The 25,529-nt window shown below is 72.4% G+C and carries 22 protein-coding genes; 16 read left to right on the top strand and 6 right to left on the bottom strand.

What is annotated here, in order from left to right; all coding sequences use genetic code 11:
* Positions 1–75 precede the first annotated feature (75 nt).
* From RGQ06_RS19695 to dapB, 3 genes are all read left to right on the top strand, one after another.
* Positions 76–2,556, top strand: a complete 2,481-nt coding sequence (locus RGQ06_RS19695; protein ID WP_432428087.1) for a polyribonucleotide nucleotidyltransferase — start codon at positions 76–78, stop codon at positions 2,554–2,556.
* A gap of 8 nt (positions 2,557–2,564) precedes the next feature.
* Complete coding sequence (locus RGQ06_RS19690) at positions 2,565–3,839, top strand: M16 family metallopeptidase (protein WP_432428086.1); 1,275 nt, start codon at positions 2,565–2,567, stop codon at positions 3,837–3,839.
* Between the two features lie 155 nt (positions 3,840–3,994).
* A complete protein-coding gene (gene dapB, locus RGQ06_RS19685) occupies positions 3,995–4,789 on the top strand; it encodes a 4-hydroxy-tetrahydrodipicolinate reductase (protein ID WP_432428085.1) in 795 nt (264 codons plus the stop codon).
* Between the two features lie 7 nt (positions 4,790–4,796).
* Here dapB and RGQ06_RS19680 read toward each other — a convergent pair whose 3' ends face one another.
* Genes RGQ06_RS19680 through RGQ06_RS19670 form a run of 3 tightly spaced genes read right to left on the bottom strand, consistent with a single transcriptional unit; the run spans position 4,797 to position 7,512 of the window.
* Entirely contained in the window at positions 4,797–6,029 is a 1,233-nt protein-coding gene (locus RGQ06_RS19680; RefSeq protein ID WP_432428084.1) for a M48 family metallopeptidase, read from the bottom strand.
* A complete protein-coding gene (locus RGQ06_RS19675; protein ID WP_432428083.1) occupies positions 6,029–6,781 on the bottom strand; it encodes an SDR family NAD(P)-dependent oxidoreductase in 753 nt (250 codons plus the stop codon). Before RGQ06_RS19675 ends, RGQ06_RS19680 begins: the two co-directional genes overlap by 1 nt.
* A complete protein-coding gene (locus tag RGQ06_RS19670) occupies positions 6,778–7,512 on the bottom strand; it encodes a DedA family protein (RefSeq protein WP_432428082.1) in 735 nt (244 codons plus the stop codon). Before RGQ06_RS19670 ends, RGQ06_RS19675 begins: the two co-directional genes overlap by 4 nt.
* A 159-nt stretch (positions 7,513–7,671) precedes the next feature.
* Here RGQ06_RS19670 and RGQ06_RS19665 point away from each other — a divergent pair, with 159 nt between their 5' ends.
* From RGQ06_RS19665 to RGQ06_RS19645, 5 genes are all read left to right on the top strand, one after another.
* Positions 7,672–8,640 (top strand): DUF5995 family protein, encoded by a 969-nt coding sequence (locus RGQ06_RS19665; protein ID WP_432428081.1) that lies wholly within the window; start codon positions 7,672–7,674, stop codon positions 8,638–8,640.
* 45 nt (positions 8,641–8,685) lie between these two features.
* Positions 8,686–9,474, top strand: coding sequence for an SURF1 family protein (locus RGQ06_RS19660; RefSeq protein WP_432428080.1), 789 nt, complete (start codon positions 8,686–8,688; stop codon positions 9,472–9,474).
* Positions 9,471–10,061 (top strand): TetR/AcrR family transcriptional regulator, encoded by a 591-nt coding sequence (locus tag RGQ06_RS19655; protein ID WP_432428079.1) that lies wholly within the window; start codon positions 9,471–9,473, stop codon positions 10,059–10,061. The genes RGQ06_RS19660 and RGQ06_RS19655 overlap by 4 nt, the downstream gene beginning before the upstream one ends.
* Positions 10,062–10,122: 61 nt before the next feature.
* Positions 10,123–10,749: a TetR/AcrR family transcriptional regulator gene (locus RGQ06_RS19650; protein ID WP_432428240.1), complete on the top strand. Its 627-nt coding sequence runs from the start codon at positions 10,123–10,125 to the stop codon at positions 10,747–10,749.
* 44 nt (positions 10,750–10,793) lie between these two features.
* On the top strand, positions 10,794–11,939 hold the full coding sequence (locus RGQ06_RS19645; RefSeq protein ID WP_432428078.1) for a ferritin-like domain-containing protein: 1,146 nt from the start codon (positions 10,794–10,796) through the stop codon (positions 11,937–11,939).
* A gap of 159 nt (positions 11,940–12,098) precedes the next feature.
* Here RGQ06_RS19645 and RGQ06_RS19640 read toward each other — a convergent pair whose 3' ends face one another.
* The 3 genes from RGQ06_RS19640 to RGQ06_RS19630 all read right to left on the bottom strand — a co-directional run bounded on the left by RGQ06_RS19640 (position 12,099) and on the right by RGQ06_RS19630 (position 15,369).
* Entirely contained in the window at positions 12,099–13,016 is a 918-nt protein-coding gene (locus RGQ06_RS19640) for a type IV toxin-antitoxin system AbiEi family antitoxin domain-containing protein (RefSeq protein ID WP_432428077.1), read from the bottom strand.
* Between the two features lie 239 nt (positions 13,017–13,255).
* Complete coding sequence (sigJ, locus tag RGQ06_RS19635) at positions 13,256–14,161, bottom strand: RNA polymerase sigma factor SigJ (RefSeq protein WP_432428076.1); 906 nt, start codon at positions 14,159–14,161, stop codon at positions 13,256–13,258.
* Positions 14,158–15,369, bottom strand: coding sequence for an FAD-dependent oxidoreductase (locus RGQ06_RS19630; RefSeq protein ID WP_432428075.1), 1,212 nt, complete (start codon positions 15,367–15,369; stop codon positions 14,158–14,160). The genes sigJ and RGQ06_RS19630 overlap by 4 nt, the downstream gene beginning before the upstream one ends.
* Positions 15,370–15,459: 90 nt before the next feature.
* On the opposite strand from RGQ06_RS19630, the gene RGQ06_RS19625 reads away from it, so the two are divergent.
* Genes RGQ06_RS19625 through dapA form a run of 8 tightly spaced genes read left to right on the top strand, consistent with a single transcriptional unit; the run spans position 15,460 to position 25,512 of the window.
* Complete coding sequence (locus RGQ06_RS19625; protein ID WP_432428074.1) at positions 15,460–16,002, top strand: GNAT family N-acetyltransferase; 543 nt, start codon at positions 15,460–15,462, stop codon at positions 16,000–16,002.
* Positions 16,003–16,061: 59 nt separating this feature from the next.
* Entirely contained in the window at positions 16,062–17,792 is a 1,731-nt protein-coding gene (locus RGQ06_RS19620; protein WP_432428073.1) for an ATP-binding protein, read from the top strand.
* Positions 17,793–17,794: 2 nt separating this feature from the next.
* Positions 17,795–18,931: an exonuclease SbcCD subunit D gene (locus tag RGQ06_RS19615; protein WP_432428072.1), complete on the top strand. Its 1,137-nt coding sequence runs from the start codon at positions 17,795–17,797 to the stop codon at positions 18,929–18,931.
* Positions 18,928–21,306 (top strand): AAA family ATPase, encoded by a 2,379-nt coding sequence (locus tag RGQ06_RS19610; protein ID WP_432428071.1) that lies wholly within the window; start codon positions 18,928–18,930, stop codon positions 21,304–21,306. Before RGQ06_RS19615 ends, RGQ06_RS19610 begins: the two co-directional genes overlap by 4 nt.
* Positions 21,307–22,221, top strand: a complete 915-nt coding sequence (locus RGQ06_RS19605; RefSeq protein ID WP_432428070.1) for a hypothetical protein — start codon at positions 21,307–21,309, stop codon at positions 22,219–22,221.
* A 26-nt stretch (positions 22,222–22,247) separates the two neighbouring features.
* On the top strand, positions 22,248–23,981 hold the full coding sequence (locus tag RGQ06_RS19600; RefSeq protein WP_432428069.1) for an N-acyl-D-amino-acid deacylase family protein: 1,734 nt from the start codon (positions 22,248–22,250) through the stop codon (positions 23,979–23,981).
* A complete protein-coding gene (locus RGQ06_RS19595; RefSeq protein ID WP_432428068.1) occupies positions 23,981–24,616 on the top strand; it encodes a transcriptional regulator in 636 nt (211 codons plus the stop codon). The genes RGQ06_RS19600 and RGQ06_RS19595 overlap by 1 nt, the downstream gene beginning before the upstream one ends.
* The gene (dapA, locus tag RGQ06_RS19590; RefSeq protein ID WP_432428067.1) at positions 24,616–25,512 is read left to right on the top strand and encodes a 4-hydroxy-tetrahydrodipicolinate synthase; all 897 of its coding nucleotides are present in this window, start codon (positions 24,616–24,618) and stop codon (positions 25,510–25,512) included. The genes RGQ06_RS19595 and dapA overlap by 1 nt, the downstream gene beginning before the upstream one ends.
* Positions 25,513–25,529 lie beyond the last annotated feature (17 nt).

Below are 25,529 nucleotides of genomic sequence, written 5' to 3'. Positions count from 1 at the left end.
ATCCGGCCCGCAAGCCGCCACACACAGAGCCCGAGGGGGCGTGGCGGTCACCGGGCCACAGGAGACCAACCCAACATGACCACCGAACCCACGCGGGTGTCCGCGCCCATTCCCGGCGCCGACAAGGAGCTCGTCTTCGAGACGGGCAAGCTCGCACAGCAGAGCCAGGGCGCAGTCCTGGCCAGCATCGGGGGCACCAAGACCCTCGTCACCGCCAACGCCGCCAAGAGCGTCCGGGAGGGGATGGACTTCTTCCCCCTCACCGTCGACGTCGAGGAGCGCATGTACGCCGCGGGTCGCATCCCCGGCTCGTTCTTCCGCCGTGAGGGCCGTCCCACGGACCTGGCCATCCTCACCTGCCGGCTCACCGACCGCCCGCTGCGCCCCAGCTTCCCCGCCGGGTACCGCAACGAGACCCAGATCGTGTCCACGATCATGGGCTCCGACGGCCGCAACCCCTACGACGTGCTCACCATCAACGGCGCCTCCGCCGCCCTGATGCTCAGCGGTCTGCCCTTCGACGGCCCCATCGGCGCCGTGCGCATGGCCTACGACATCGACGGCGAGTGGGTCCCGCACCCCGAGCACGACGAGATCGAGGAGTCCACCTTCGACCTCGTGGTCGCCGGCCGCGAGAACGAAGACGGCTCCATCGCCATCATGATGGTGGAGGCCAACGGCACCGAGAAGGCCTGGCAGCACTACCAGGCCGGCGCCCCCTTCGTCACCGAGGAGGCCATCGCCCAGGGCCTCGAGGAGTCGAAGAAGTCGATCAAGGACTCCATCGACGCCCAGCGCCGCCTGGTCGAGGAGTACGGCGCCCGTCCGCCCCTCGAGTGGACCGCCGCCGACGACTACCAGGACGACGTGCTCGAGAAGGTCCGCGAGGTCGGCACCGACCGCCTCCGCGAGGTCGGCTCCATCGCCATCAAGGCCGACCGCGAGGCCGCCGAGCGGGCCGTCAAGGCCGAGATCCGCGACGAGCTGTCCGAGGAGTTCGCCGGTCGCGACAAGGAGATCGGCAACGCCATCAAGACGGTGCTCAAGGACGTCATCCGGTCCCGCATCGTGAACGAGGGCGTCCGCATCGACGGTCGTGGCCCGGGGGACCTCCGCCCGGTCACCGCCGAGGTCGGCGTCCTCGACACCGCGCACGGCTCCGGCCTGTTCCAGCGTGGCGAGACCCAGGTCCTCAACGTCCTCACCCTCGGCATGCCGAAGATGGACCAGCTTCTCGACAACCTGGGTCCCCAGGAGAAGAAGCGGTACATGCACCACTACAACATGCCGCCGCACGCCAACGGCGAGACCGGCCGCGTGGGCAGCCCGAAGCGCCGCGAGGTGGGCCACGGCCTGCTCGCCGAGCGCGCCCTGCTGCCGGTGATCCCCTCGATGGACGAGTGGCCCTACACGTTCCGCCTCGTCTCCGAGGTGCTCGCCTCCAACGGCTCCACCTCGATGGCGTCGGTCTGCTCGTCGTCCCTGTCGCTGATGGACGGCGGTGTGCCGATCAAGGCCGCCGTCGCCGGCATCGCCATGGGCCTCGTCTACGCCGACGGCAAGTACACCACCCTCACCGACATCCTCGGTGCCGAGGACGCCTTCGGCGACATGGACTTCAAGGTCGCCGGCACGCGGGACTTCATCACCGCCCTCCAGCTCGACACCAAGATCGACGGCCTCCCCGCCGACGTCCTGGCCGACGCGCTGGCCCAGGCCAAGGATGCCCGCTACAAGATCCTCGACATCATGGACGAGTGCATCGCCGAGCCTCGTGACGACGTCCAGGGCACGGCCCCGAAGATCATCAGCTTCGAGATCCCCGTCGACAAGATCGGCGAGGTCATCGGGCCCAAGGGCAAGGTCATCAACCAGATCCAGGGTGAGACCGGCGCCGACATCGGCGTCGACGACGACGGCGTCGTCGGTGTGGTCACCATCGGTGGCACCGACAAGGGCGCCGTCGACGAGGCCCGCCGCCAGATCGAGCTGATCGTCAACCCGCCCTCCGCCCACCCGGGCGAGATCTACATGGGCAAGGTCGTCAACATCACCAAGTTCGGCGCCTTCGTCAACATCCTCCCCGGCCGCGACGGCCTGCTCCACATCTCCAAGATCGGCGGCAAGCGCCGCATCGACAAGGTCGAGGACGAGCTGGAGCTGGGTCAGGAGATCGAGGTCCGGGTCGACGACATCGACCCGAACGGCAAGATCAGCCTGTCCCCGGCCAGCGAGCCGGCCGACGAGGGTAGCGACGACGACGGTCCCAAGCGCGAGCGCAGCGACCGTGGCGGCCGCGACGGTGGCCGGGGTCGCAGCAGCGACCGCGGCGATCGCGGTGGCAGCAAGGACGACAAGGGTGGCGACACCGGCGGCACCGCTGCCGGCGGCACCGCCTCGTCCGGCGAGTTCGTCTCCTTCGAGGACGCGTTCGACGAGGAGCTGAAGGAGGAGTTCGGTGACCTCGGTCCCGAGGGTTCCTCCGGTGGCGACGGTGGCAACCGCGGCGGTGGTCGCGGACGCGGCCGCAGCGGTGGCGGCGGTCGGCGCCGCTGAGCACGCACGTGGGTGACGCTGGTGCGGGGCTCGATCCTGAGCCCCGCACCACCACTCTGCCCAACGGCGTCCGCGTCGTCAGCGACGCCATGCCGCATGCCCGGTCGGTCACGACCGGTGTGTGGGTGGCCGTCGGGGGCCGCGACGAGCCGGCCGAGCTGGCCGGTGCGTCGCACTTCCTCGAGCACCTCTTCTTCAAGGGGACCGAGGCCCGCTCGGCGCGGTCCATCGCCGAAGCCGTCGACGCCGTCGGCGGCGACATGAACGCGTTCACCGCCCGGGAGCACACGACGTTCGTCACCCGGCTCCCGGCCGCGCACTGGCGCCTCGGGATGGAGCTGGTCGGCGACATCCTGTCGGCGCCGGCGCTGCGTCCCCACGAGATCGACGCCGAGCGCGAGGTCATCCTCGAAGAGCTCTGGGCCGCGCTCGACACCCCTGAGGACCGCGTCCACACGCTGTCCATGGAGGCGCTGTTCCCCGGCCACGCCCTCGGGCGCGAGGTCCTGGGCGACGAGGACACCGTGCGGGCCATGACCCGCGACGACATCCTCGGCTTCTTCGAGACCCACTACCGGCCGGCCAACCTGGTCGTGGCTGCGGCCGGCAAGGTCGACCACGACGAGCTGTGCGAGGTCGTCTCCGAGCGCCTCGGCGGCGGCGACGGCGGGGTCGAGCCCGCCCGGCACGCCCCGACCCCCGACGTCGACGAGCTGCGCACCCAGGTGCGCGACGGCGAGCAGGTGCACGTCATCCTCGGCTGGCGCGGCCTGCCCCTCGACCACGAGAACCGCTACGCCCTCCACGTCGCCGACCAGGTCCTGGGCGGAGGCTCGTCGTCCCGACTCTTCCAGGCGATCCGCGAGGAGCGGGGCCTGGCCTACTCGGTGTACTCCTGGGTGTCCTCGTACTCCGACGCCGGCCTGCTCGGCGTCTACGCCGGCACGTCACCCGGTCGTTCACCCCAGCTGCTCGACGCCCTCGAATCCGAGCTCGACACCATCCTCACCGGCGGCGTCACCGCCGACGAGGTCCGGGTCGCCACCGGCTACCTGGCCGGCGCCACCGAGCTCGGCCTCGAGGACTCCGGTTCGCGAATGACCCGCCTCGGCCGCATGCTGCTGTCCACCGGCTCGGTCGTGAGCATCGACGAGCAGCTCGAGCGCCTGCACGCCGTCACCGTCGACGACGTCAACGCCGTGCTGGAGCAGGTGCTCAGCGCGCCCCGCTCGGTCGCTGCGGTCGGCCCGGTCGACACCACCCGGTTGGCCCGAGCCGTCTGACGACGGCGAGGTGGCGACGGCAGGAGGGTCGACGCCCGCTGCGGGCGGGCCGTGGTCGACATCGGGGGGTCATGAGCGGAAGGTACCGAGCCGCTGACCCGGTGTCGCCCTGTTGACGCCGCGTCAACATGCGCCGGTTGCCTACTCTTCCGGACATGACGATTCGGGTGGGAGTCTTCGGGGCCGGCGGACGGATGGGGAGCACGGTGTGTGCTGCCGTCGCTGCGGATAGTGCGTGCGAGCTGGTGTCGGCGGTCGACCCCCACCACGAGGGCATCGACCTGCACCTCGTCGCCCGGGGCACCGACCTGCCCGAGCTCACGGTGGCGGGCGGCGCCGAGGCGTTCGAGCGTGCCGGCGTCGACGTCGTGGTCGACTTCACCCACCTGGACGCGGCGCGGGAGAACCTGGCCTGGGCCGCCGAGCACGGGGTCCACGCCGTCGTGGGGACCACCGGGTTCTCCGCCGACGACCTCGCCCGCTTCGAGTCGACCTTCACCGACTCCAACTGCATGATCGTGCCGAACTTCGCCATCGGCGCCGTGCTGATGATGCGCTTCGCGGAGCTGGCCGCACCGTGGTTCCAGACCGCCGAGGTGCTCGAGTACCACCACGACGAGAAGGTCGATGCCCCCTCCGGCACGGCCATGCTCACGGTCGAGCGGATGGCGGCCGCGTCGGAGGAGTGGGCCGAGGACCCGACCCGCAAGGAGGTCATCGACCACGCCCGGGGCGCCGAAGGCCCCGCCGGCATCCGCGTCCACTCGGTGCGCATGCGCGGCATGGTCGCCCACCAGGAGGTGCTGCTCGGCACCGAGGGCCAGACCCTCTCGATCCGCCACGACTCCTACGACCGCTCGTCGTTCATGCCCGGCGTGCTGCTCGCCGTCAAGGCGGTCGGCGACCGCCCCGGCATCACCGTCGGCCTCGACGACGTCCTCGGCCTCTAGGCCAGATCTACGAGCGTTCCGGCACCGCAGCGATCTCCGGCGAGCTGGCGGGGACGCCGTTCAGCTCGGCCCAGTCGAGGCCGAACTGCATCCGCTCGGCGACGCCCGGGTGGCTGGCGTTCAGGCGGTCCCACCAGCCCGGTTCCAGGTCGGCCTTGTTGAGTGCCACGAACGAGGGCCACATGGCCACGAAGCTGGTCGGGTCGCCGAGCAGCTCCAGCGCCTCGAGGTCGGCCTCCCGCTCGTTGCGCCGCGACACCCAGGCCGAGACGAGGCCGAGCACGGCCATGGGCAGCCCGAGGCCGAGCAGGAACAGCGGCGCCGCGCCGGGGTCGCCCAGATCGTCGACGCCGGCCCAGCCGAGCACGGTGTCGCTGCCCACCACGTACTGCACGAAGGCGAGCGTGATGAGCATCTGCAGCCCGGCCAGCGGGAACGTCTTGGGGATGTGGTTGAGCCGGTAGTGGCCGATCTCGTGGGCCACCACCTGGGCGATCTGCTCGAGCGGGAACTCCATCATCGTGTCGTAGACGACCACCCGCTTGGTCGGCCCGAAGCCGGCGACGAACGCGTTGCCCCGGCGGGAGCGCTTCGAGCCGTCCATCGTGTACACGCCCTCGATGCTGGTGTCGGCCAGCTCGGCGATCTCCTCGATGCGGGTCCGCAGCGGTCCCGGCTCCATCGGCGTGAACTTGTTGAACCTCGGCATGATCAGCACCGGGTAGACGAAGTTCAGGAACAGGGCGATGCCCAGGAACAGCAGTCCGCCCACCAGCCACCACGTGTCGAAGGTCCGGATGGCCCAGAAGATCGGCACGAGCAGCAGGGCCGAGAGCACGACGTTGAGCACCAGGCCCTTCACCTGGTCACCCGCCCACAGCCCGGCGCTCTGGTTCGACAGGCCGTGGCGACGGTCGTGCACCATCGTCGCCCACCACTCCACCGGCAGCAGCAGCACCTGGGAGATCAGGGCGAACAGGCCGGCGACCACCACCAGCTGCAGCGGCCACGGCGCCCCGTCGACCCAGCCGGCGACCTCGGGGCCGAGGTCGAGCACGAAGATCAGGGCCAGGTCGATGGCGCCGACCACGACCTTGGCCGCGAGGTCGACCCTCTTGCGGGGCCGGCTGTAGGCCCGCAGCTCGGTGAGCTGGGCCTCGTCGAAGAAGTCCTCGTTGCGGGCAGGCGTGCGGGCACCCAGCGGGGGGTGCGCCGACTGGCGTCGGATGGTGGCGGTCATCAGCTCTCTCGGTGGGTGCGGAAGGCGTCGGCCTGGGCGCGGGGCTTGACCACGATGGAGTCGATGTTGACGTGGCTCGGACGCGACACCGCCCAGCGGATGCACTCGGCCACGTCGTCGGCGGTCAGCGGCTGCAACCCGGCGTAGACCTGGGCGGCGCGCTCGGCGTCGCCGTCGAAGCGCACGACGCTGAACTCGGTCTCGACCAGGCCGGGGAGGATCTCGGTGACCCGCACCGGCTGGCCGAGCAGCTCGTGGCGGAGGGACTCGGTGACGCCGTGGGCGCCGAACTTGGCCGCGTTGTAGCCCGACCCGCCGGGGTAGCCCTGCAGCCCGGCGATGGAGGTGACGTTGACGACGTGGCCGTCGCCCGACGCGACGAGGCGGGGGAGCAGGCCCCGGGTCATGCGCATGAGCCCGAGCACGTTGGTCTCGAACATCGAGATCCACTTCTCGTCGACGGCTTCGGCGAGGGACTCGACGCCGAGGGCGCCGCCGGCGTTGTTGACCAGCAGGTGGCAGCTGTCGACCGCCCCGACGAAGGCCTCGACCGACTCGGGGTCGGTGACGTCGAGGGTGATGGCGGTGCCGTCGAGCTCGGTGGCGAGGGCCTCGATCCGGTCCAGCCGGCGCGCCCCGAGCACGACGTGCCAGCCGTCGTCGGCCAGCAGGCGGGCGGTGGCCGCGCCGATGCCGGCGCTCGCCCCGGTGACGACCGCGATCCGTCCCTCGTCCACCGCTACTCCGTTCATCGCTCCTCCTCGAGCCGCGGCGCCGGGGCCTCGTCGCCGGTCTCGCCGGTGGCTTCGGCGGGCTCGGCCAGCTCCTCGTCGATGTGGACGAGCTGGTCGATCTCCCCGCCACCCTTGACCTCGCCTCGCAGGCTGAACAGCACCAGCAGGGCGGACGCGCCGATGAACCACCAGCGGTACTCGGCGACCAGGTCCTGGAAGCTGTCGATGGGGGAGGCGAACGCCTCGCCGAGGACCCGGATCAGGTAGAGGCGCCCGACGGTGCCGGTGATGTTCAGGGCGAAGAACCAGCTGATGCGCATGCCGGCCGCGCCGGCGAACAGGCAGATGAAGTTGTTCGGGGCGATCAGCACCAGCGGCCAGGCCGCCTTGCCGAACCAGCGCTGGGCGGTGCGCAGCATCGGCCCGTAGCCCGGTGACTTCTGGTCCATCCACGCCAGGGCCCGGTCGCCGTACCAGTATCCGAGCAGGAAGAAGAGCGGGTCCGAGACCAGCAGCCGCAGGGTGCCGACGCCGTAGTAGCTGAGGGCGTCGAGCTGGTCCGACACCAGGATCAGGTAGCGGTTGATGCTGCTCAGCGCGATGAGCAGGAGCGGGTGGTCCTCCTGCAGCGTCGGCCACATGACGTTGGCGACGTTCGAGCAGATCACCAGGAAGATCACGGGCGCGACCAGGAGCTTCAGTGTGTGCGGGCTCGGTGGGTGCCTCGCCAGGGCCGGCTGGTCGGTCACGGCCGACGAGTCTTGCAGGCCGCTCCCTCGGTGGGCCGCCGGCGACCTCGGCCATGGCCCGATCGCAGGAGTGGAAACCACCCGATCGGGCCATGGTCGTCAACTGTCACGGCATGTGACGGTGGGTGGCGGAGAGAGGACGCGGAGGGGGAATCGCGGGTGCGCACGACAAAGGCCATGGTGGCCGTCCTGGTGACGGCGTTGCTGATCGGAACCGCGGCGCCAGCCGGCGCCGGGTTGCTGTCGGGCTCCGACAGCGAAGAGACGTCCAGCTACGACGACCCGTTCTTCCTGAACTGGCCGACGTACCTGCTGGCCACGACCCCCGACACCTACGTCGCCTCCGAGAGCGACGAGTGCAAGAAGGGGCACCTGAACTGCGTCGACCGCGTCATCCGCGAGATGACCAAGCGCTTCAACGCGCTCGGCTGCGACCACGACTCGACCTTCGCCTTCACCTACCTGCTCACCACCGAGGAGTACCGACGGGCGGTCGAGGACCCCGAGTTCTTCACCGACAACGCGTTCATCAACCACCAGGATGCGGTGTTCGCCGACTACTACTTCGAGCAGCTCGACGACTGGGACCGGGGCGCCATCGGTGAGGTGTCGCCGGCGTGGCGCATCGCCTTCGACAGCGCTGAGCGCCAGCGGGTCAGTGGCACGGGCAACGTCTTCCTCGGCATGAACGCCCACGTGAACCGCGACCTGCCCTTCGTCCTCGCCGACATCGGCCTGGTCAAGCCCGACGGCACCAGCCGCAAGCCCGACCACGACCGGGTCAACGACTTCCTCGCCGCCACCAACCAGTACCTGCTGGCCGAGGCGGCGAAGTTCCTCGACCCGACGCTGGACGACGGCGACATCCCCGGCACCTCGATCGACAACTCGGTCATGGTGCAAGCCCTCGTGGCGTGGCGGGAGCAGGCCTGGCGCAACGCCGAGCGGCTCGTCGCGGCACCGACCCCCGAGGCCCGGGACCGGGTCGCGGAGGAGATCGAGCAGGTGGCCGCCGCCGAGGCGCTCCTGATCCGCACGGCGTTCTCCTACACGCCGCTGCACACCCTGCTCGGCATGGGTCCGAGCCAGCGCAACGCCTTCTGCGAGGCGAACTTCCGCACCCGCTGAGGGCGAATCCCGTCCCGGTGAGCCCGGTCCGTAGTCTCGGCCGCGGTGTACCGGTTCGCCCTCCGTCCGCTGTGGATCCTGTCGCACCTGTTCGCGGTGGCCTGCGTCGTCGCGTTCGTCGCCCTCGGGCTCTGGCAGCTCGACCGCCACGACGAGCGGGCCGAGCGCAACGCCACGATCGAGGCCCGGGCCGAGCTGCCCGCGGTGCCGGTCGCCGACGCGCTCGCCGAGGCCGACGGTGACGACGACGCGCTCCGCTTCCGCACCGTCTCGGCCTCCGGCACCTACGGCGAGGGCGATCTGCTCGTCGACAACCGCTCCAAGGACGGCCTACCCGGGGCCTGGATCCTGACCCCCTTGCGCCTCGACGACGGCTCGACGCTGGTCGTCAACCGCGGCTTCCAGTTCAACGACGGGGGCCGGGTCGAGCCCGAGCCGGCGCCCGACGGGCCGGTGTCGATCGAGGGCACCGCCACCCCCTGGGACGGGGATGACTGCGGCGTGCGGACCGACGACGCCGGCGACCCCGTGGGCATGGCGTGCCTGCGCCGGTCGGCCGCCGAGGAGGCCTTCGGCGGCGAGGTGCTGCCCGTCGTCGTGCAGCGCCAGACGTCGGACCCGTCGGCCGCCAGCGCCCTCGCGCCGGTGCCGCTCCCCGAGCTCGACGCCGGACCGCACCGCAGCTACGCCGTGCAGTGGTTCATCTTCGCCGCCCTCACCGCCGTCGTGTACGTCCTCATCCTCCGGCGGGTCGCCCACCGCATCGGCGAGCGGATCGACGAGCCGACCGACCAGCCCGTCGACCAGGCCGTCGACCAGCCGGCCCCGGGGTGACCAGCCGCAGCGACCTGGCGGCCCGGATCCTCGACGCCACCTTCGCCGAGGTCGCCGAGCACGGCCTGGCCGCCCTGACCGTCGAGGCGGTCGCGGTGCGGGCCGGGACCTCGCGGGCCACGCTCTACCGGCACGTCCCGGGCGGGCGCGAGGAGCTGATCGCCCGCACGATCGAGCGCGAGGTCGAGCGGTTCTTCGGAGCGGTCATGGACTCGGTGCCGCTCCCGAGCGCCGGGGTGGTCGACCACGTCGCCGCCATCGTCGTTGCCGCGCAGCGGCTGCTCGGTGAGCACGACGTGCTGCAGCGGCTGCTGGTCGAGGAGGCCGACGCCATCGTCCCGTCCCTGGCCACGGTCCAGCCCCTGGTCGCCAGCGGGCTCACCCACCACCTCGTGGCCACCCTCGGCGACGCAGCCGGTCGCGGCGAGCTCGAACCCGACGTCGACGTCGACCAGGCCGGTGACCACGCCGCCCGCCTCCTGCTCAGCTACGTCGGCAGCCCCGGCAGCTGGGATCTCGACGATCCGGACGAGGCGCGACGCCTGGTGCGGGACCGCATCCTCGCCGGCGTCGTGGCTTCTGGGTGACGCACGTCACGTCCGATTTGCGTAGACAGTGAGACAGATCGCCCCGTAGTGTCTCACGGTGATGGGGACGATCTCGACGAGCGATGCACGGGGGCTCGCCGCACCGGTGGCGCCGGCCACCGAGGAGCGCATCCGCACCGCCGCCCTCGCCTGCATCGCCCGCACCGGGATCACCCGCACCACCGTCGACGACGTCGTCCGGGAGGCCGGCGTGTCCCGGGCTACGCTGTACCGGGCCTTCCCGGGCGGCAAGGACGTGCTGATCGAAGCCGTGCTCGGCCGTGAGGTCCACCGCTTCTTCGGGGAGCTCTCGGGCGACCTGGTCCGCCACGACGCCGCCGAGGACCTGCTGGTCGCCGGGGTGGGCCGGGCGCTGCGCTTCCTCACCGAGCACCCGGCGCTGCGCACCGTCCTGGCGACGGAACCGGGTCTGCTGCTGTCCCAGGTGGCCTTCCACCGGCTCGGCCCCATCCTCGATGCCGCCGCGGCGTTCGCCGCCCCGTTCCTGCGGCCCCACGTCCGCGCCGACCACCCCCGACCCGACGATGCGGCCACCGAGGTGGCCGAGCTGCTGGTGCGCGTCGTGCTCACGTACGCGCTCGAACCCAGCCCCCAGGTCGACCCGAGCGACGACGCCTCCCTCACCCGCCTCGTGCGCCGGCACCTCCTGCCGGCGCTCACCGCCTGACCATCCGCCCGACCGAACCCCCCCCAGACCCGAGGAGCCCCCCAATGACCGACACCACCGCCTCCAGCGAGAACGCCGCCATCGTCGGCCGCGAGGACCTGCACGACATCGAGGGCATCCTCTCCGTCGTCGGGTCCGACGAGGGCGAGCTGATCCGCGCCGTCCAGGACAACGCCGATGCGCTGTTCACCTGGAACTACGAGAAGGGCGAGCGCCCGGCCCTGAACCGCCTCTACGAGAAGGCCAAGACCTCGATGTGGAACGGCGAGACCGACCTCGACTGGTCGATCGAGGTCGACCAGGAGGCGGTGGTCGTCGCCAACGCCGCCGGCGCCGGGGGCCTCGGCCCGGAGATGGACGTCAGCGGCACCCCCTTCGCGACGTGGGGCGAGAAGGAGTGGATGCAGCTCGGCGTCGAGTCCCAGAACTGGATGCTGTCGCAGTTCATGCACGGCGAGCAGGGCGCCCTGCTCTGCACGGCCAAGATCGTCGAGACCGTCCCGTGGATCGACGCCAAGTACTACGCCGCCACCCAGGTGATGGACGAGGCCCGCCACGTCGAGGTCTTCGCCAAGTACCTCGACACCAAGCTGTCGGGCCACTACCCGCTCAACGCCCACCTCGGCCTGCTCCTCGACGACATCATCGAGGACAGCCGCTGGGACATGACCTACCTGGGCATGCAGATCATGGTCGAGGGCCTGGCGCTGGCTGCGTTCGGCTTCATCCACCAGATGACCACCGAGCCGCTGCTCAAGAAGCTGCTCCGCTACGTCATGTCCGACGAGGCCCGCCACGTGGCCTTCGGCGTGCTGTCGCTGAAGGAGTACTACGCCGAGCTCTCCGACGTGGAGATGAAGGAGCGCCAGGAGTTCGCCTTCGAGGCCGCCGTGCGCATGCGCGACCGGTTCCTCCAGCAGGAGGTCTGGGCCCGCATGGGCCTCGACGTCAAGGAGGTGCTCCCGCTCGTCATGGCCGCGCCGGAGCGGGCGATGTTCCAGTCGATGCTGTTCGCCAAGATCGTGCCGAACTGCAAGAAGCTCGGTCTGCTCGACCGCAACGACGGCTGGCTGCGCCAGAAGTTCACCGAGCTCGGCGTCATCCAGTTCGAGGACTGGGCCGACACCGAGGAGGAATACGAGATGTTCGCCCTCGCCGAGGGCGAGGTGAACAGCTCGAACCAGGGCTGAGCCGACCGGCATCTGGAGTCCGCGCACTGGGCGGCGATTCGTCGACGAATCGCCGCCCAGTGCCGTTTTCGGGCACTCCTACCCTCCGTCGTGGAGGGGTGCGGCGCCCGGAGCTGCGGGGTTGGTCTTCTGGCACGGAAACCCCTCGCGGAGCAGGGCTCACGTGCCCCGAACTTGGGATCGGGCCAGGGCCAGCGCGGCCTCAAGCTCGTTCAGGACGGCCGACGGGTGGCGGACCCAGCGCCGGTAGGTCGAGCGCACGACGTGCCACTTGGCGATGCTCAACCAGTTCTGCCGCTCGGTGTCGTCGTCGTGGACGATGGACCGGTCCCGGTGGTCGGCCCCCTCCAGCTCGAACGCCACCCGCAGCTCGGGCCAGGCGATGTCGATCTCCAGCGATCCCCGCACCGGGATGACGATGCGGTGGTGGAGGCACCACTCGGTGATGCCGAGGTCGGTGAGCCAGCGACAGACGAGTCGCTCGAAGTCGGAGTGGGGCATCTCGTCGAGGATGAGCAGGTCGGTGAGCCGGTGGATGCCACGTCGGCCGGATCGGGCGTGGGCGACCACGGTGGCCGGCAGCAGGGTGCGCGAGATCTTGTGCACCCGCCGGGCCGCGTCGATGAGGAGCTCGACGTCGATGGTCGGGTCGCCGGCGCAGTCGAGGATCGTCCGACCGACGCCGGTGACCGGCAGGCCACGGACCGACCCGGCGATTGCCAGGTCGAGGTCGGACGACCGGTGCACGACGAGGTCCGTCGGTCGGGGGCACCGACCACGGGGCACCGACACCTCGTGGCGTGTCGGCAGGGGGAGGAGATCCCACAGCCAGGCCGCCGAGCGGTGCGACAGCACGGCGCCGTCCCCGACGGCGAGCACCATGGCGAGGAGCCGGACCTCGGGTGTGGCCGGTGCGCCCGGCAGGCGGTACACGCCCCGGGCCATCGGCACCAGGTGCCCGCGGCGGACGGCGGACTCGACCGTCGGGCCGGGTATGCCCCAGTCGATCAGTTGGCGCCGGGCGACCAGGCCCAGCTGGTCCTCGGCGATGAATGCGGCCACGTCGTGCAGGCGCACGGCTTCCTCCGTTCGGAAGTGCTCGGGGGAAGCCGGCACCGACGGTAGCCGGAGGGTCACGACCGATCGGCGGCCGGCTGCGTGACTTCGGGAACACGACCCCTTCTGGGCGAAGGGTTGTGGCGCCCGAAATGCCCCTCGCCAGTTCCGGGCGCAGAACCCCTCCCGGGGGCACGGCTGCAGTGCCCGAAATCAAGCGCTTCCGACGAATCGTCGACGAATCGTCGCCCAGGGGCGCCCTACTGCTGCGCCACCCAGGCGGCGTGGAAGCGGGCCAGCTTGTCCGGGTTGAGGATGGCGAACACCTGCGACACGCGACCGTCCCGGAACGACGGCACCAGGAGCATCTCCGGGGCTCCATCCACGGTGACGTACCAACCCGGCTCGCCGTTGACCTGCACCGGAGCGGATCGGGTGCCGGGCTGGGCCCGCTTGGCCAGGTTGACCAGCAGCCGGGCCACCTTCGGTGCGCCCACCACCGGCCGGCGAGCGGCGCGCCGGTGCGGGCCGCCGTCGGAGAGGTGCACGACGTCGTCGGCGAGGAGGCGGCGCAGCCCGTCCACGTCCCCTTCGATCACCGCGCCGAGGAAGGCGCCCGAGAGCCGCTCGGCCTGCGCCGCATCCGGCGCCCGGTCGCGCTCGGGCCCGTCGGCGCGGACGCGCTCGCGAGCGCGCCGGGCGATCTGGCGGGTCGCCGGCTCGCTGCGCCCGACGCTCGCTGCCACCTCGGCGAAGGGGTAGCCGAACACGTCGTGCAGCAGCAGCACGGCGCGCTCGACCGGTTGGAGTCGCTCCAGGACGGTGAGGAACGCCAGCGTCAGGGAGTCCGCCGACGCAGCCGCCACGTAGGGCTCGTCCTCGTCACCGGCGGCCACGGGCTCGGGCAGCCACGGGCCGACGTAGACCTCCCGGCGGCGCTGCGCCGACCGCAGCCGGTCGATGGCCAGTCGGGTTGTGACCGTGGTCAGCCACGCAGCCGGCTCGGCGATGGCGGACCGGTCGGTGGCGGCCCAGCGCAGCCAGGCGTCCTGGACGACGTCGTCGGCGTCGTCGGGCGTGCCGAGCATCCGGTAGGCGAGCGCGACGAGCCGGGGCCGCTCGGCGTCGAACACCGCGGCTGCGCTGGTCGCCGGCTCGATGCTCATCCCACGACCGGGAGCCGCTCGACGTGGCGGACGGCGGCGAGGGCCGCGGCCCGGGCGCTGGCGATGGCGGCGTCGCTGAGGTTGCCCTCGGGGCCGACCCAGTCGCCGGCGACGAAGGCGCCGGGCCGCCCGGGGACCTCGGTGCCGGGACGACCGGCCATGCCCCCTCCGGCGGCCACGGGGATCGCCGTGCTCACCACCATGCGGTGAAGGTACCGCTCCACGACGATGTCGTCATCGGGCACGCCGATGGTCCGCACGTAGCGCTCGAGCCGCTCGCGATCGGGCTCCGCATCCGCCCCGAGGTACTCGGCCACGGCGAGCACCGAGCTCCCCTCGGGCGCCCGGCCGCCGGCGATCGAGTGCTCGGAGGCGTAGAGGGGCTCGTCGACGCCGAGCGCGAACGGCACCGGCGGCCGCCCGCGCAGGCCGAGGTCGAGGCAGCTGGCCTCGGCCGCCGGGCCCACCGACCACTCGACGTCGAGGAGCGCCGCAGCCGTGGCGGGGCCACCCGCAGCGACGATCACTGCGGCAGCGTCAGGCACCTCGCTGCGGACCGCCCCGTGCTCGATGCGCGCCCCGGCGGCAGTGGCCACGGATGCCAACTGGTCGACGAGCACCTGCCATCCGCCGTCCACGTAGCGCACGCCGGGGCCGCTTGCCTGCTGCAGCAGGCGCACCGCGAGGTCGGCGCTCATGGTCTCGGGATGGTTGGCGTAGGTGGCGAGGCGCACGAGGGCGTCGAGCACCTGGCGCACCGCCGGTCGTCGGGTCATGTCGTCGGCCCACTCCTCGACCGTGCGGTGCGCGTGGTCGGCGGCCCGCTGGCGGACGATCCCGGCCAGCACCCGGCCGAGCTCGAGCTTGTCCCGGACGCCGAGCACGCTGGTCGACAGGAACGTGCCGGGCGTCGTGGGTGCGTCGTGGACGACGCCGTCGCGCACGAGGGTGCCCAGCCGGCTCGGTGTCACCCCGGCGGGGTCGATGCCGAGGTCCCGCAGCGCCCCGATGGCGGGACCGCCCAGGTAGAGGGCGTGGGGGCCCTGATCGAAGCGGAAGCCCTCGCGCTCGTCGGTGGTGGCCCGGCCGCCCAGTCGCTGGCGGCTCTCGTGGACGACGACAGATGCGCCGGCCCGGGCCGCGAAGGCGGCGGCGGTCAGCCCGGCCAGCCCTCCGCCGATGATGTGGATCTCTCGGTGGTCCTGCATGCCCCTCTGACGAGGTAGCCCGGGTCGGATGTGACAGCGCCAGCAGGGAAATCGCGGGCAGTCGACGCGCCCTCGTCGCACACTGTCGCCATGGCCGTGACCATCCGTCGGGCGACGCGCGACGACCTCGACGAGCTCCTCGACCTGCGCGAGGCGGTCGCGGGCGAGGGCGTGTGGATCGGGGCGCAGGTGCCGCTCGACCGCGAGGGCGACCGGGCCAAGCACCTGGACACCATCGAGCGGCAGGCGGCCGGGACCAGCGCCGTCTGCCTGGTGGCCGAGATCGACGGTGCGCTGGTCGGGTCGCTGGCGATGCACGCGCCGATCGGGATCGCCCACCTGGGGATGAACGTCGCCGACGGCCACCGGGGCCAGGGCATCGGTGCTGCGCTGGTCGAGGAGGCGATCGAGTGGGCCCGGGGGGCCGGCGTGCACAAGCTCGAGCTCGAGCACTGGCCGTGGAACCACCGGGCTCGGGCGCTGTACGAGCGCTTCGGGTTCGTCGAGGAGGGCTACCGGCGCCGGCAGTACCGGCGCAAGGACGGCTCGCTCTGGGACTCGGTGGTCATGGGCCTGGTGCTCGACGAGGACGCACCCGGCCACCCGGTGCGGGCCGGGGAGCCACCGATCTGACCTCGAGGTGACGGGCGGCTCCCCGATCCTGTCACCCCTCGTCGGTACCGTCGCTCGTCATGGCCACCGACGACCTCGACCCCACGACCCCGGCCGCGGCCGGCACCGTCGGTCGGGTCATCGGCACCGAGGACGCCACGCCGCTCGAGTACTGGGTCGGGATCGCGGACGACCAGTTCCTCCAGCTCGACGACGTCGTCGCGCTGGACCGCACCCTGCCCGACGGTCAGCGGGTGGAGCTCTACGGCATGGTCGAGCAGGTCCGGGCCCGCCACGAAGGGGCCCAGTACGACAGCGACGTGTTCCTCATCGAGGGCGGCCTGCTGCCGGCGCAGGTGTCCCGTTCCGCCAAGGTCATCACCACCCGGGTCGAGCCCGAGGTGTTCGTGCCGCCGCTGCCGGGCACGGCCGTGCGCAAGGCGACGGGGGACGAGCGGGGTCGGGCCCTGCACTTCGACGACATGGCCCAGAAGGTGCCGGCCGGGTTGTCGCGGGACGGCGAGCCGTTCTTCATCGACAAGGAGTTCCTCGACGGCAGCCGGGGTGCCCACGTCAACATCTCCGGCGTCTCGGGCGTGGCCACCAAGACCACCTACGCCACCTTCCTGCTCTACTCGCTGTTCCACTCGGGCGCGCTCGGGGCAGCCACGGCGAACACCAAGGCCCTCATCTTCAACGTCAAGGGCGAGGACCTGCTCTTCCTCGACCACCACAACGCCCGCCTGGACGAGGCCCAGCGCGAGCGCTACGGACTGCTCGGGCTCCAGCCCGGCCCGTTCCGCAGCGTCGGCATCGTGGCGCCGCCCCGGCCGGGCGATGCGAACGCCACGCCGCAGGTCGGCTCCCGGGCCACGGGCGTTGCACCGTTCTTCTGGACCATCGCGGAGTTCTGCAAGCAGCGGCTGCTGCCGTTCCTGTTCGCCGACGCCGAGGACGACCGCCAGCAGTACACGATGGTCGTGCACAACGTGGCCCGCCGGCTGGAGGAGGCAACCCCCACCGACGGCGGCGGCGTGGTCATCGAGGGCCAGTCCATCACCCGCTTCCGGGAGCTGGTCGAGCTCGTGGACGACCGCCTCAACGACGACGCCACCGTGGCCGACTGGGCCGGCCGGGCCATCGGCGGCGGCACGGTCGGCGCCTTCGTCCGGCGCCTGTTCGGCGCGGTCGACCACCTCGAGCACCTCATCCGGGCCGACGTCCGGCGCCGCAGCAGCCACCCGGTCGACCTCGACGCCAACCAGGTCACCGTGGTCGACATCCACAACCTCAACGACCGGGCCAAGCGCTTCGTCGTCGGCGTCGTGCTGCGCCAGGCGTTCCAGGCCAAGGAGGCCTCCGGCACGGCCGAGCCGCTCCAGTTCGTGGTGCTGGACGAGCTCAACAAGTACGCGCCCCGGGAGGGCACCTCGCCGATCAAGGAGCTCCTGCTCGACGTGGCCGAGCGCGGCCGCTCGCTCGGCATCATCCTCATCGGTGCCCAGCAGACCGCCAGCGAGGTCGAGCGGCGGGTCGTGGCCAACTCCGCCATCCGCGTCGTGGGTCGCCTCGACTCCGCCGAGGCCACCCGGGGTGAGTACGGCTGGCTGCCCGTCGTGCAGCGCCAGCGCTCCACCATCATCAAGCCGGGCACGATGATCGTGAGCCAGCCCCAGCTGCCCGTGCCCGTCGTCGTCGAGTTCCCGTTCCCGGCCTGGGCCACGCGGTTCTCCGAGACCGACGGCACCACCGGCCCGTCCACGACGCCGGGCACCACTGCCATCCCCGACGACCCGTTCGAGGGGCTGTAGCCGTGCGCCTCCTCCACACCTCCGACTGGCACGTGGGCAAGCTCATGCGCGGCGCCAGCCGAGCCGACGAGCACCGCGCCGTCCTGGCCGAGATGGCCACCGTCGCCGCCGCCGAATCCGTCGACCTGGTCCTCGTCGCCGGCGACCTGTTCGAGACCTCGGCACCCGGCCCCGAGTCCGAGCAGGTCGTCTACCGCGGCCTGCTCGACCTGGCCGAGGTCGCGCCCGTGCTGGTCGTGGCCGGCAACCACGACAACGCCCGGCGGCTGGAGGCGGTCGCCCCGCTGCTCACGCTCGGCCGGGTGCATGTCCGCACCCAGGTCGCCCGGCCGGACGAGGGCGGCGTGGTCCGCGTCGACGCCGGCGGCGTCCCGGTGCAGGTGGCCATGCTCCCGTTCGTGTCCAAGCGGGGCATCGTGCGGGCCGATGCCCTGATGCGCGACGAGGCCTACCAGCTGTCCCAGGCCTACACCGACCGGCTGGGCGTGCTCGTGCGCGCCCTCACCGAGGGCTTCGCCGCCGACACGGTCAACGTCGTCTGCGCCCACGCCTTCGCCGCCGGCGGCACCACCGGGGGCGGCGAGCGCTCCGTCCACACCATCGAGGACTACAGCCTCAGCGCCCTCGCCTTCCCCGTCACCGCGCAGTACGTGGCACTCGGCCACCTCCACCGGTCCCAGGACGTCCCCGGCGCCACCCGCATCCGCTACAGCGGGTCGCCCCTGCAGCTGGACTTCGGCGAGACGGCCAACACCAGCTCGGTCACCGTCGTCGACCTCGAGCCCGGCGTCCCGGCCGCCGTCCGCGAGGTCCCGCTCCAGGCCGGCCGGAAGCTGCGGACGCTCCGGGGCTCGCTGCCCGAGCTCGAGCCCCTCGCCGGCACCACGGGCGACGACTTCCTCCGCATCGTCGTCACCGACCGCCGCCGGGCCGGGATGGCCGACGAGGTCCGCGCCCTGTTCCCGCACTGCGTCGACGTGCTCGTGCAGTCGCCGGAGGACCCAGCGACGCCCACCCACGCCCCGGTCGCCGGCCGGTCGCCGAGCGAGCTGTTCCGCAGCTACCTCGACGTCGCCGACCTGGACGACCCCCGGCTGCTCGTCGCCTTCGACGAGCTGCTCGAGGAGGTCGGCTCGTGAGGCCCGTCCGCGTCGAGCTCGAGGGGTTCTCCGCTTTCCGCGAGCCCACCGTCGTCGACTTCACCGACGCCGACCTGTTCGCCTTCGTCGGCCCCACCGGGGCGGGCAAGTCCAGCGTCATCGACGGGATGATCTTCGCCCTCTACGGGTCCGTGCCGCGCTACGGCCGGGAGGGCCTCGTCCACCCGGTCATCAGCCAGGGCCGGCCCGAGGCGCGGGTCCGGCTCGACTTCGAGGTCCACGGCGTCGCCCACACCGCCGTCCGCATCGTGCGGCGCACCAAGACCGGCGCGTCCACCAAGGAGGCCCGGCTCGAGCGCGGCGGTGAGGTGCTGGCCTCGGACGCACCGGCGGTCACCGCCGCGGTGTGCGACCTGCTCGGCCTCGACCTGGAGCAGTTCACCAAGTGCGTGGTCCTGCCCCAGGGGGCGTTCGCCGCCCTCCTCCACGACACCACCTCCAAGCGCCAGGACCTGCTGGTCAAGCTCCTCGACCTCGGCGTCTACGAGCAGGTCGCCCAGGCCGCCCGCCGCCGCGTGCAGGCCGCCGACCACCGCATCGCCGTCATCGACGAGCACCTGGTCGACCTCGCCCACGCCACCGACGACGCGGTCGATGCCGCCCGGGCGCGCGTCGCCGAGGTCGCCACGGTCGTCGACCGCCTCGATGCCGCGGCACCGGAGCTCGCCGCCCTGCTCGACAAGGTCCGCGGCACCGACGACCAGGCCGGCGACCTGCGCCGCCAGGTCGAGCTGCTCAGCGGCATCCGGGTCCCGGGCGACGTGGGCTCGGTCGCGTCGCGGCGAGCCGAGGCCGAGCGGGCCGTGACCGAGGCGACCGAGGCCGAAGACGTCGCCGTGCGCGCCCTCGACGAGGCACGCGAGGCTCGCGGTGCCCTGGGCGACCCGGCGGTCCTGCAGGCCCGGCTCGATGCGTGGGCCTTGCTCGAGTCGCTGGCCGAGCGGGTCGCCACCGGTGCACGGATGGTCGCCGAGCACGAGGCCGCGGTCGTCCCGCTGGCCGACCAGCTCCGGACCGCCCAGACGGAGGCCGATGCTGCTGACCGCGCGCTGGCCGGCGCCCGGGTCGAGCACGCGGCCGCCGACCTCGCCCGCCACCTGCACCCCGGCGATGACTGCCCGGTCTGCGGCGGTGAGGTCCGCGAGCTGCCGGCGCACCACGCCGGTGCGCTCGACGACGCCGAGGCCCGGCAGCGTGCCGCGGTCGACGCGGCACGGCGCGCCGAGAAGGACTGGCAGGACGCCGATCGCGGCCTCACCGCGCTGCGGGCCAAGCTGGAGGAGCGCCGGGCCGAGCTGGCCCGCGCCGAAGCCGCCACGGCGGGCGCCGCCCCGGCTGAGGAGCTGCGCACCGCCCTCGCCGCCATCGTCGAGGCCGACACCGCGGTGGCCCAGGCCCAGCGGGCTGACCGGGCCGCCCGACAGCGCGCCGCCGACGCCCGCCAGGCCCTCGACCGGGCCGCCCGGGCCGAAGCCGCCGCCCGGAACGACCTCCTCGCCGCCCGGGACCGGGTCGCGGCCTACGGTCCGCCGCCCACGGGTGACGACCTCGCCGCCGACTGGGACGCGCTGGCCGGCTGGGCCGAGCAGCAGGCGGCCGACGCCCGCCGAGGCCTGGCCGCCGTCGACGACGAGCGCGCCCGCATGCAGCAGGCCCACGACGAGCTCGTCGGCCGGCTCGTCGGCGCGGCGACGGCAGCTGGCATCGCCGTGCCCGATCCGTCCCGCCTGCGCGACGCGTGCGTCGCTGCGGCCGCCGATGCCCGCACCGCGGTCGAGCGCCTCGACGCCGACCGGCAGCGCGCCGCCGGCCACCGGGCCGAGCGCGAGGCGGTGGCCGACCAGCGCGCCGTCCACGAGCTGCTCGCCACCGAGCTCGGCCCCCGCCGGTTCGAGGCGTGGCTGCTCGAGGAGGCACTGGCATCGCTCGTCGCCGGCGCGTCCGAACGGCTCGAGCAGCTGTCGTCGGGTCGCTACGCGATGGCGATCGACGACAAGAAGCAGTTCGAGGTCATCGACCACGCCAACGCCGACGAGCGGCGCCTCGCCCGCACGCTCTCCGGCGGCGAGACGTTCCTCGCCTCCCTCGCCCTGGCCCTGGCGCTGGCCGAGCGGGTCACCGAGCTGTCCGGCTCCGGGCGGGCGAGCCTCGACGCCATCTTCCTCGACGAGGGCTTCGGCACGCTCGACCCCGACACCCTCGACGTCGTCGCCAGCGCCATCGAGGAGCTGGGCGCCAGCGGCCGGATGGTCGGCGTGGTGTCCCACGTGCGCGAGCTCGCCGACCGGGTGCCGGTGCGCTTCGAGGTCCGGCGCGGCATCGAGTCGTCCACGGTCGAGCGGGTGGACCTCTAGATGCGGATCTCGATCGAGCAGTGGGCCCCGGACTACGGCAGCCCGATGGGCCCCGACGCCCTGGCGGAGACCCAGGCCGCGGTCGACGCAGAGTGCGAGGTGCCGGTGGACGCGTGGGCCCCGCGGTCACCCGCGCCCGGCACCACCGTCCCCGACGAGATCGCGTTCGTCGACGGGGTCCGCCGGGTCGAGGCCCGGGTGTGGATCGAATCCGACCGGGGCAGCGTCCACCAGGGGATCTGCGCCAGCTACGCCGCCGGCGTGGTCCGCTGCAACGGCTCCGCCACCGTGGTCGATGCCCAGGTGCGGCGCAGCGTCTTCTCCGACGCACCCGACCTGGTGCCGATCGTGACCCGCCACGGCCGCTTCGGCGTCTGCCCGGTCACCGACAGCGCCGGCGATGCCCTCTCCCTCGCCCTGCAGGGAGCGATGGCCGACCTCGAATCCGCCGTCTCGGCCCCGGTCCCTGACGACTGCCTGCTCGTGGTCGACGGGCCGCTGCGCGAGCGGCGGGGCATGGACCACGCCGTCGGCTACGTGAAGACCCACCACGTCGCCTACCTGCCCGCCGTCGTCCAGGACGTCATCCCGATGCTGGAGCCCGGCCAGCGCACCCCGGTGCTGCTCATCGGGGATCGCTTCCGCCGCTGGTCGTGGTACCTGCGCCTGCCCGGCGATCGGTCCCACGGCTGGGCCGGGGTCGTGCGCTGCGAGATCAGCCCCGACCGCACCGTCGCCGAGGCAGCCGCCGTCGCCGACGGGTGCACGCTCGCCCTGCCGCGGTTCGCCTCCGAAGCCCACAAGGACGCCCGGGCACCACAGAACCTGTACCCGATCGCGGGCCTCGAGCGGGAGCTGCGCCACCGCCTCGGCGACGCCCGCCTCCTGTACCGGTCGCTCCGTCAAGCCGCGTAGGCATCGCCCGGCCCTACCATCGGGCCATGCACGACCTGGTCATCCGAAGGGGAACGGTCGTCGACGGCTCCGGCGCACCGGCCCGCGCCGCCGACATCGCCATCGACGACGACCGCATCGCCGAGGTGGTCGACCGCGACGACGGTGGGTCCGCCGGCCCCGGCCGCCGGGAGATCGACGCCACCGACCTGCTGGTCACCCCCGGCTGGGTCGACGTGCACACCCACTACGACGCCCAGGCCACGTGGGACCCGTACCTCACCCCGTCGGGCTTCCACGGCGTCACCACCGTCGTCATGGGCAACTGCGGGGTCGGGTTCGCCCCGGTCGCCCCCGACCGCCGGGACTGGCTCATCGGCTTGATGGAGGGCGTCGAGGACATCCCCGGCGCGGCCATGGCCGACGGCATCGAATGGGAGTGGGAGGACTTCGAGGGCTACCTCGACGCGCTCGACCGCCGGCGCTACGTCTGCGACGTCGGCGCCCAGATCCCCCACGGCGCGCTCCGCACCTACGTGATGGGGGAGCGGGGCGCGGCGAACGAGCCGGCCACCGCTGACGACATCGCCCGCATGGCCGCGATGGTCGAGTCCGGCCTGCGGGCCGGGGCGCTCGGGTTCTCCACCAGTCGCACCCCGATCCACAAGTCCGTCGATGGCGAGCTCGTGCCCGGCACCACCGCCGGCACCGACGAGATCCTCGGCATCGGTGAGGCCATCCGCCGCGTGGGTCACGGCGTGTTCGAGTACAGCCCGGACCACGTCAAGGTCGGCGACGAGTTCGGCTGGATGCGCGACCTCGCCGCCCTCACCGGCCAACCGGTCAGCTTCAACCTGAACCAGCCCGACACCGACCCCGACTACTGGCAGACGTCGCTGCGCCTGCTCGAGGAGGCCGCGTCCGACGGGCTGCCCGTCGTGGCCCAGGTCGCCGGACGGGCCATCGGCATCCTCTTCGCGTTCGAGCTCACGCTGCACCCGTTCCTGTTCAAGCCGGCCTGGGGGGAGATGGCCTTCCTCGAGCCGGCGGAGAAGCAGGCCCGCTTCCAGGACCCGGCGTGGCGCCAGCGGTTCCTCGACGAGGAGCCCATCGCGCTCGGCGGCGACTTCGCCCGCTTCGTCACGACCACCTGGGAGCGCATGTTCCCGTTCCAGGGTGACTCGTCCTACGAGCCGGGCTACGAGGACTCCGTCGCCGGCATCGCCGAGGCCACCGGTCGACGACCCGAGGAGGTCGCCTACGACCACCTCGCCCGCGACGGCGGCACCGGGATGCTGTACTTCCCGCTCTTCAACTACGCCTACGGCGACCTGGAGCTCACCCGCCAGCTGCAGCTGCACCCCCAGACCCGCATGGGCCTGTCCGACGGCGGTGCCCACTGCGGTGCGGTGTGCGACGGCGGCATGCCCACCTTCATGCTCAGCTACTGGGCGCGGGACCGCACGCAGGGCTCGGGCACGATGCCCCTCGAGCACGTCGTGCACCGCCAGACCCGCCAGACCGCCGAGATGTACGGGCTGCTCGACCGCGGGCTGCTGGCGCCGGGGATGCGAGCCGACGTCAACGTCATCGACCACGCCACGCTCGGCGTCCACGCCCCCGAGATCGTGCACGACCTGCCATCGGGTGCCCGCCGCCTCCTGCAGCGAGCGCACGGCTACCGCCACACGATCTGCGCCGGCGAGGTCACCGTCACCGACGACCAGTTCACGGGCGAGCTGCCCGGCCGGCTGCTCCGAGGACCCCGGTCCTCGGCCTGATGTCGGTCGCCTCGTCGCCGCGGCTGCTGGCCCTGCACGGGTTGCGCCTGCACGGTCGCGCCGAGCCGGACCAGGTGGCCGAGTACATGGGCGCCTGGGTGGACGACATCGCCACCGAGCTCCAGCTGCTCGAGGTCGAAGGCCTCGTCGACCACCGCACCGGTCGCTTCCCCGGCTTCGGGCTCACGCCGGACGGCCGGACCGAGGGGGAGCGCCTGCTCGCCGAGGAGCTCGACGAGCACGGCCTGCGCCGCCACGTGGAGGCGGCCTACGAGGAGTTCCTCGCCTACAACCGCCAGATGCTCACCATCTGCACGATGTGGCAGCTCCGCACCGTGAACGGCGCCACGGTGGCCAACGACCACACCGACGAGTTCCACGACCGCTCCGTCGTGGAGGCCCTCCACTCCCTCGACCAGCACGTCCGTCCGGTGCTGTTCGCGCTGTGCGACGGCCTCGATCGCTTCGCCGGTCACGAGACACGGTTGCGGTACGCGTTGGACCACGTGCTCGCCGGGGAGCACGATTGGCTCACGAAGCCGATGTTCCCGAGCTACCACTCCTGCTGGTTCGAGCTGCACGAAGACCTGCTCGCCACGCTCGGGCGAGAACGCACCACTGAAGGGAGCCCGTGATGGGCGCACTCCGCGAGAGCCGGTTCGGCCGGGTCCTCACCGCCATGGTCACCCCGTTCGACGGCGACGGCCGCCTTGACCTCGACGGCACCCAGCGCCTCGCCCGCTGGCTCGTCGACCACGGCAGCGACGGCCTGGTGGTCAACGGCACCACGGGCGAGTCGCCGACGCTGTCGGCCACCGAGTCCGTCGACCTCTTCCGGGCCGTGCGCCAGGCGGTCGACGTCCCCGTCATCGCCGGCACCGGCTCCAACGACACCGCGCACGCCATCCGCCAGTCCGAGGCCGCGGCCGGCATCGGCGTGGACGGTCTCCTCGTGGTGGCGCCGTACTACAACAAGCCGTCCCAGGCCGGCCTGCTGCGCCACTTCCGCATGATCGCCGAGGCCACCGACCTGCCGATCATCCTCTACGACATCCCGGGTCGGACCAGCCGCAAGGTCGACAGCGCCACGATCCTCACCCTGGCGCGCGAGGTGCCCACGATCGTCGGCCTGAAGGACGCCGCCGGCAGCCCGGCCGAGACGGCCGGCGTGATCGCCGGCGCACCGGAGGGCTTCGACGTCTACTCCGGCGACGACAACCTCACGCTGCCGCTGCTGTCCGTCGGCGCCCGCGGGGCGATCAGCGTGGCGTCGCACTGGGTCGGCGAGCAGATCCGGGCGATGTTCGACGCGTTCGACGCCGGCGACGTCGCCGAGGCCACCCGCATCAACCAGACCCTGCTGCCCTCCTACGGCTTCGAGTCCACCCTCGACGCCCCCAACCCGGTCCCGACCAAGGCGATGCTGCGCACCCTCGGCCTCCCAGCGGGGGAGTGCCGCCCGCCCATGGGCCCCACCCCCGACGGCCTCGAGGTCCAGGCCAAGGAGCTCTGGGACTCGCTGGGCACCTGAACCCGGCCAGTACGGTG

Origin of the sequence: Salinilacustrithrix flava, from assembly GCF_041228405.1 — a bacterium.
Taxonomy (GTDB): Bacteria; Actinomycetota; Acidimicrobiia; order Acidimicrobiales; family Salinilacustritrichaceae; genus Salinilacustrithrix; species Salinilacustrithrix flava.
This window is presented reverse-complemented; position numbering and strand designations above follow the sequence as displayed.

Excerpts from the sequence above, each read along its gene's own strand:
- RGQ06_RS19695 (WP_432428087.1), top strand. The coding sequence starts at position 76 with ATGACCACCGAACCCACGCGGGTGTCCGCGCCCATTCCCGGCGCCGAC.
- dapB (WP_432428085.1), top strand. The coding sequence starts at position 3,995 with ATGACGATTCGGGTGGGAGTCTTCGGGGCCGGCGGACGGATGGGGAGC.
- RGQ06_RS19680 (WP_432428084.1), bottom strand. The coding sequence starts at position 6,029 with ATGACCGCCACCATCCGACGCCAGTCGGCGCACCCCCCGCTGGGTGCC.
- RGQ06_RS19675 (WP_432428083.1), bottom strand. The coding sequence starts at position 6,781 with ATGAACGGAGTAGCGGTGGACGAGGGACGGATCGCGGTCGTCACCGGG.
- RGQ06_RS19650 (WP_432428240.1), top strand. The coding sequence starts at position 10,123 with ATGGGGACGATCTCGACGAGCGATGCACGGGGGCTCGCCGCACCGGTG.
- RGQ06_RS19645 (WP_432428078.1), top strand. The coding sequence starts at position 10,794 with ATGACCGACACCACCGCCTCCAGCGAGAACGCCGCCATCGTCGGCCGC.
- sigJ (WP_432428076.1), bottom strand. The coding sequence starts at position 14,161 with ATGAGCATCGAGCCGGCGACCAGCGCAGCCGCGGTGTTCGACGCCGAG.
- RGQ06_RS19630 (WP_432428075.1), bottom strand. The coding sequence starts at position 15,369 with ATGCAGGACCACCGAGAGATCCACATCATCGGCGGAGGGCTGGCCGGG.
- RGQ06_RS19625 (WP_432428074.1), top strand. The coding sequence starts at position 15,460 with ATGGCCGTGACCATCCGTCGGGCGACGCGCGACGACCTCGACGAGCTC.
- RGQ06_RS19620 (WP_432428073.1), top strand. The coding sequence starts at position 16,062 with ATGGCCACCGACGACCTCGACCCCACGACCCCGGCCGCGGCCGGCACC.
- RGQ06_RS19605 (WP_432428070.1), top strand. The coding sequence starts at position 21,307 with ATGCGGATCTCGATCGAGCAGTGGGCCCCGGACTACGGCAGCCCGATG.
- RGQ06_RS19600 (WP_432428069.1), top strand. The coding sequence starts at position 22,248 with ATGCACGACCTGGTCATCCGAAGGGGAACGGTCGTCGACGGCTCCGGC.
- RGQ06_RS19595 (WP_432428068.1), top strand. The coding sequence starts at position 23,981 with ATGTCGGTCGCCTCGTCGCCGCGGCTGCTGGCCCTGCACGGGTTGCGC.
- dapA (WP_432428067.1), top strand. The coding sequence starts at position 24,616 with ATGGGCGCACTCCGCGAGAGCCGGTTCGGCCGGGTCCTCACCGCCATG.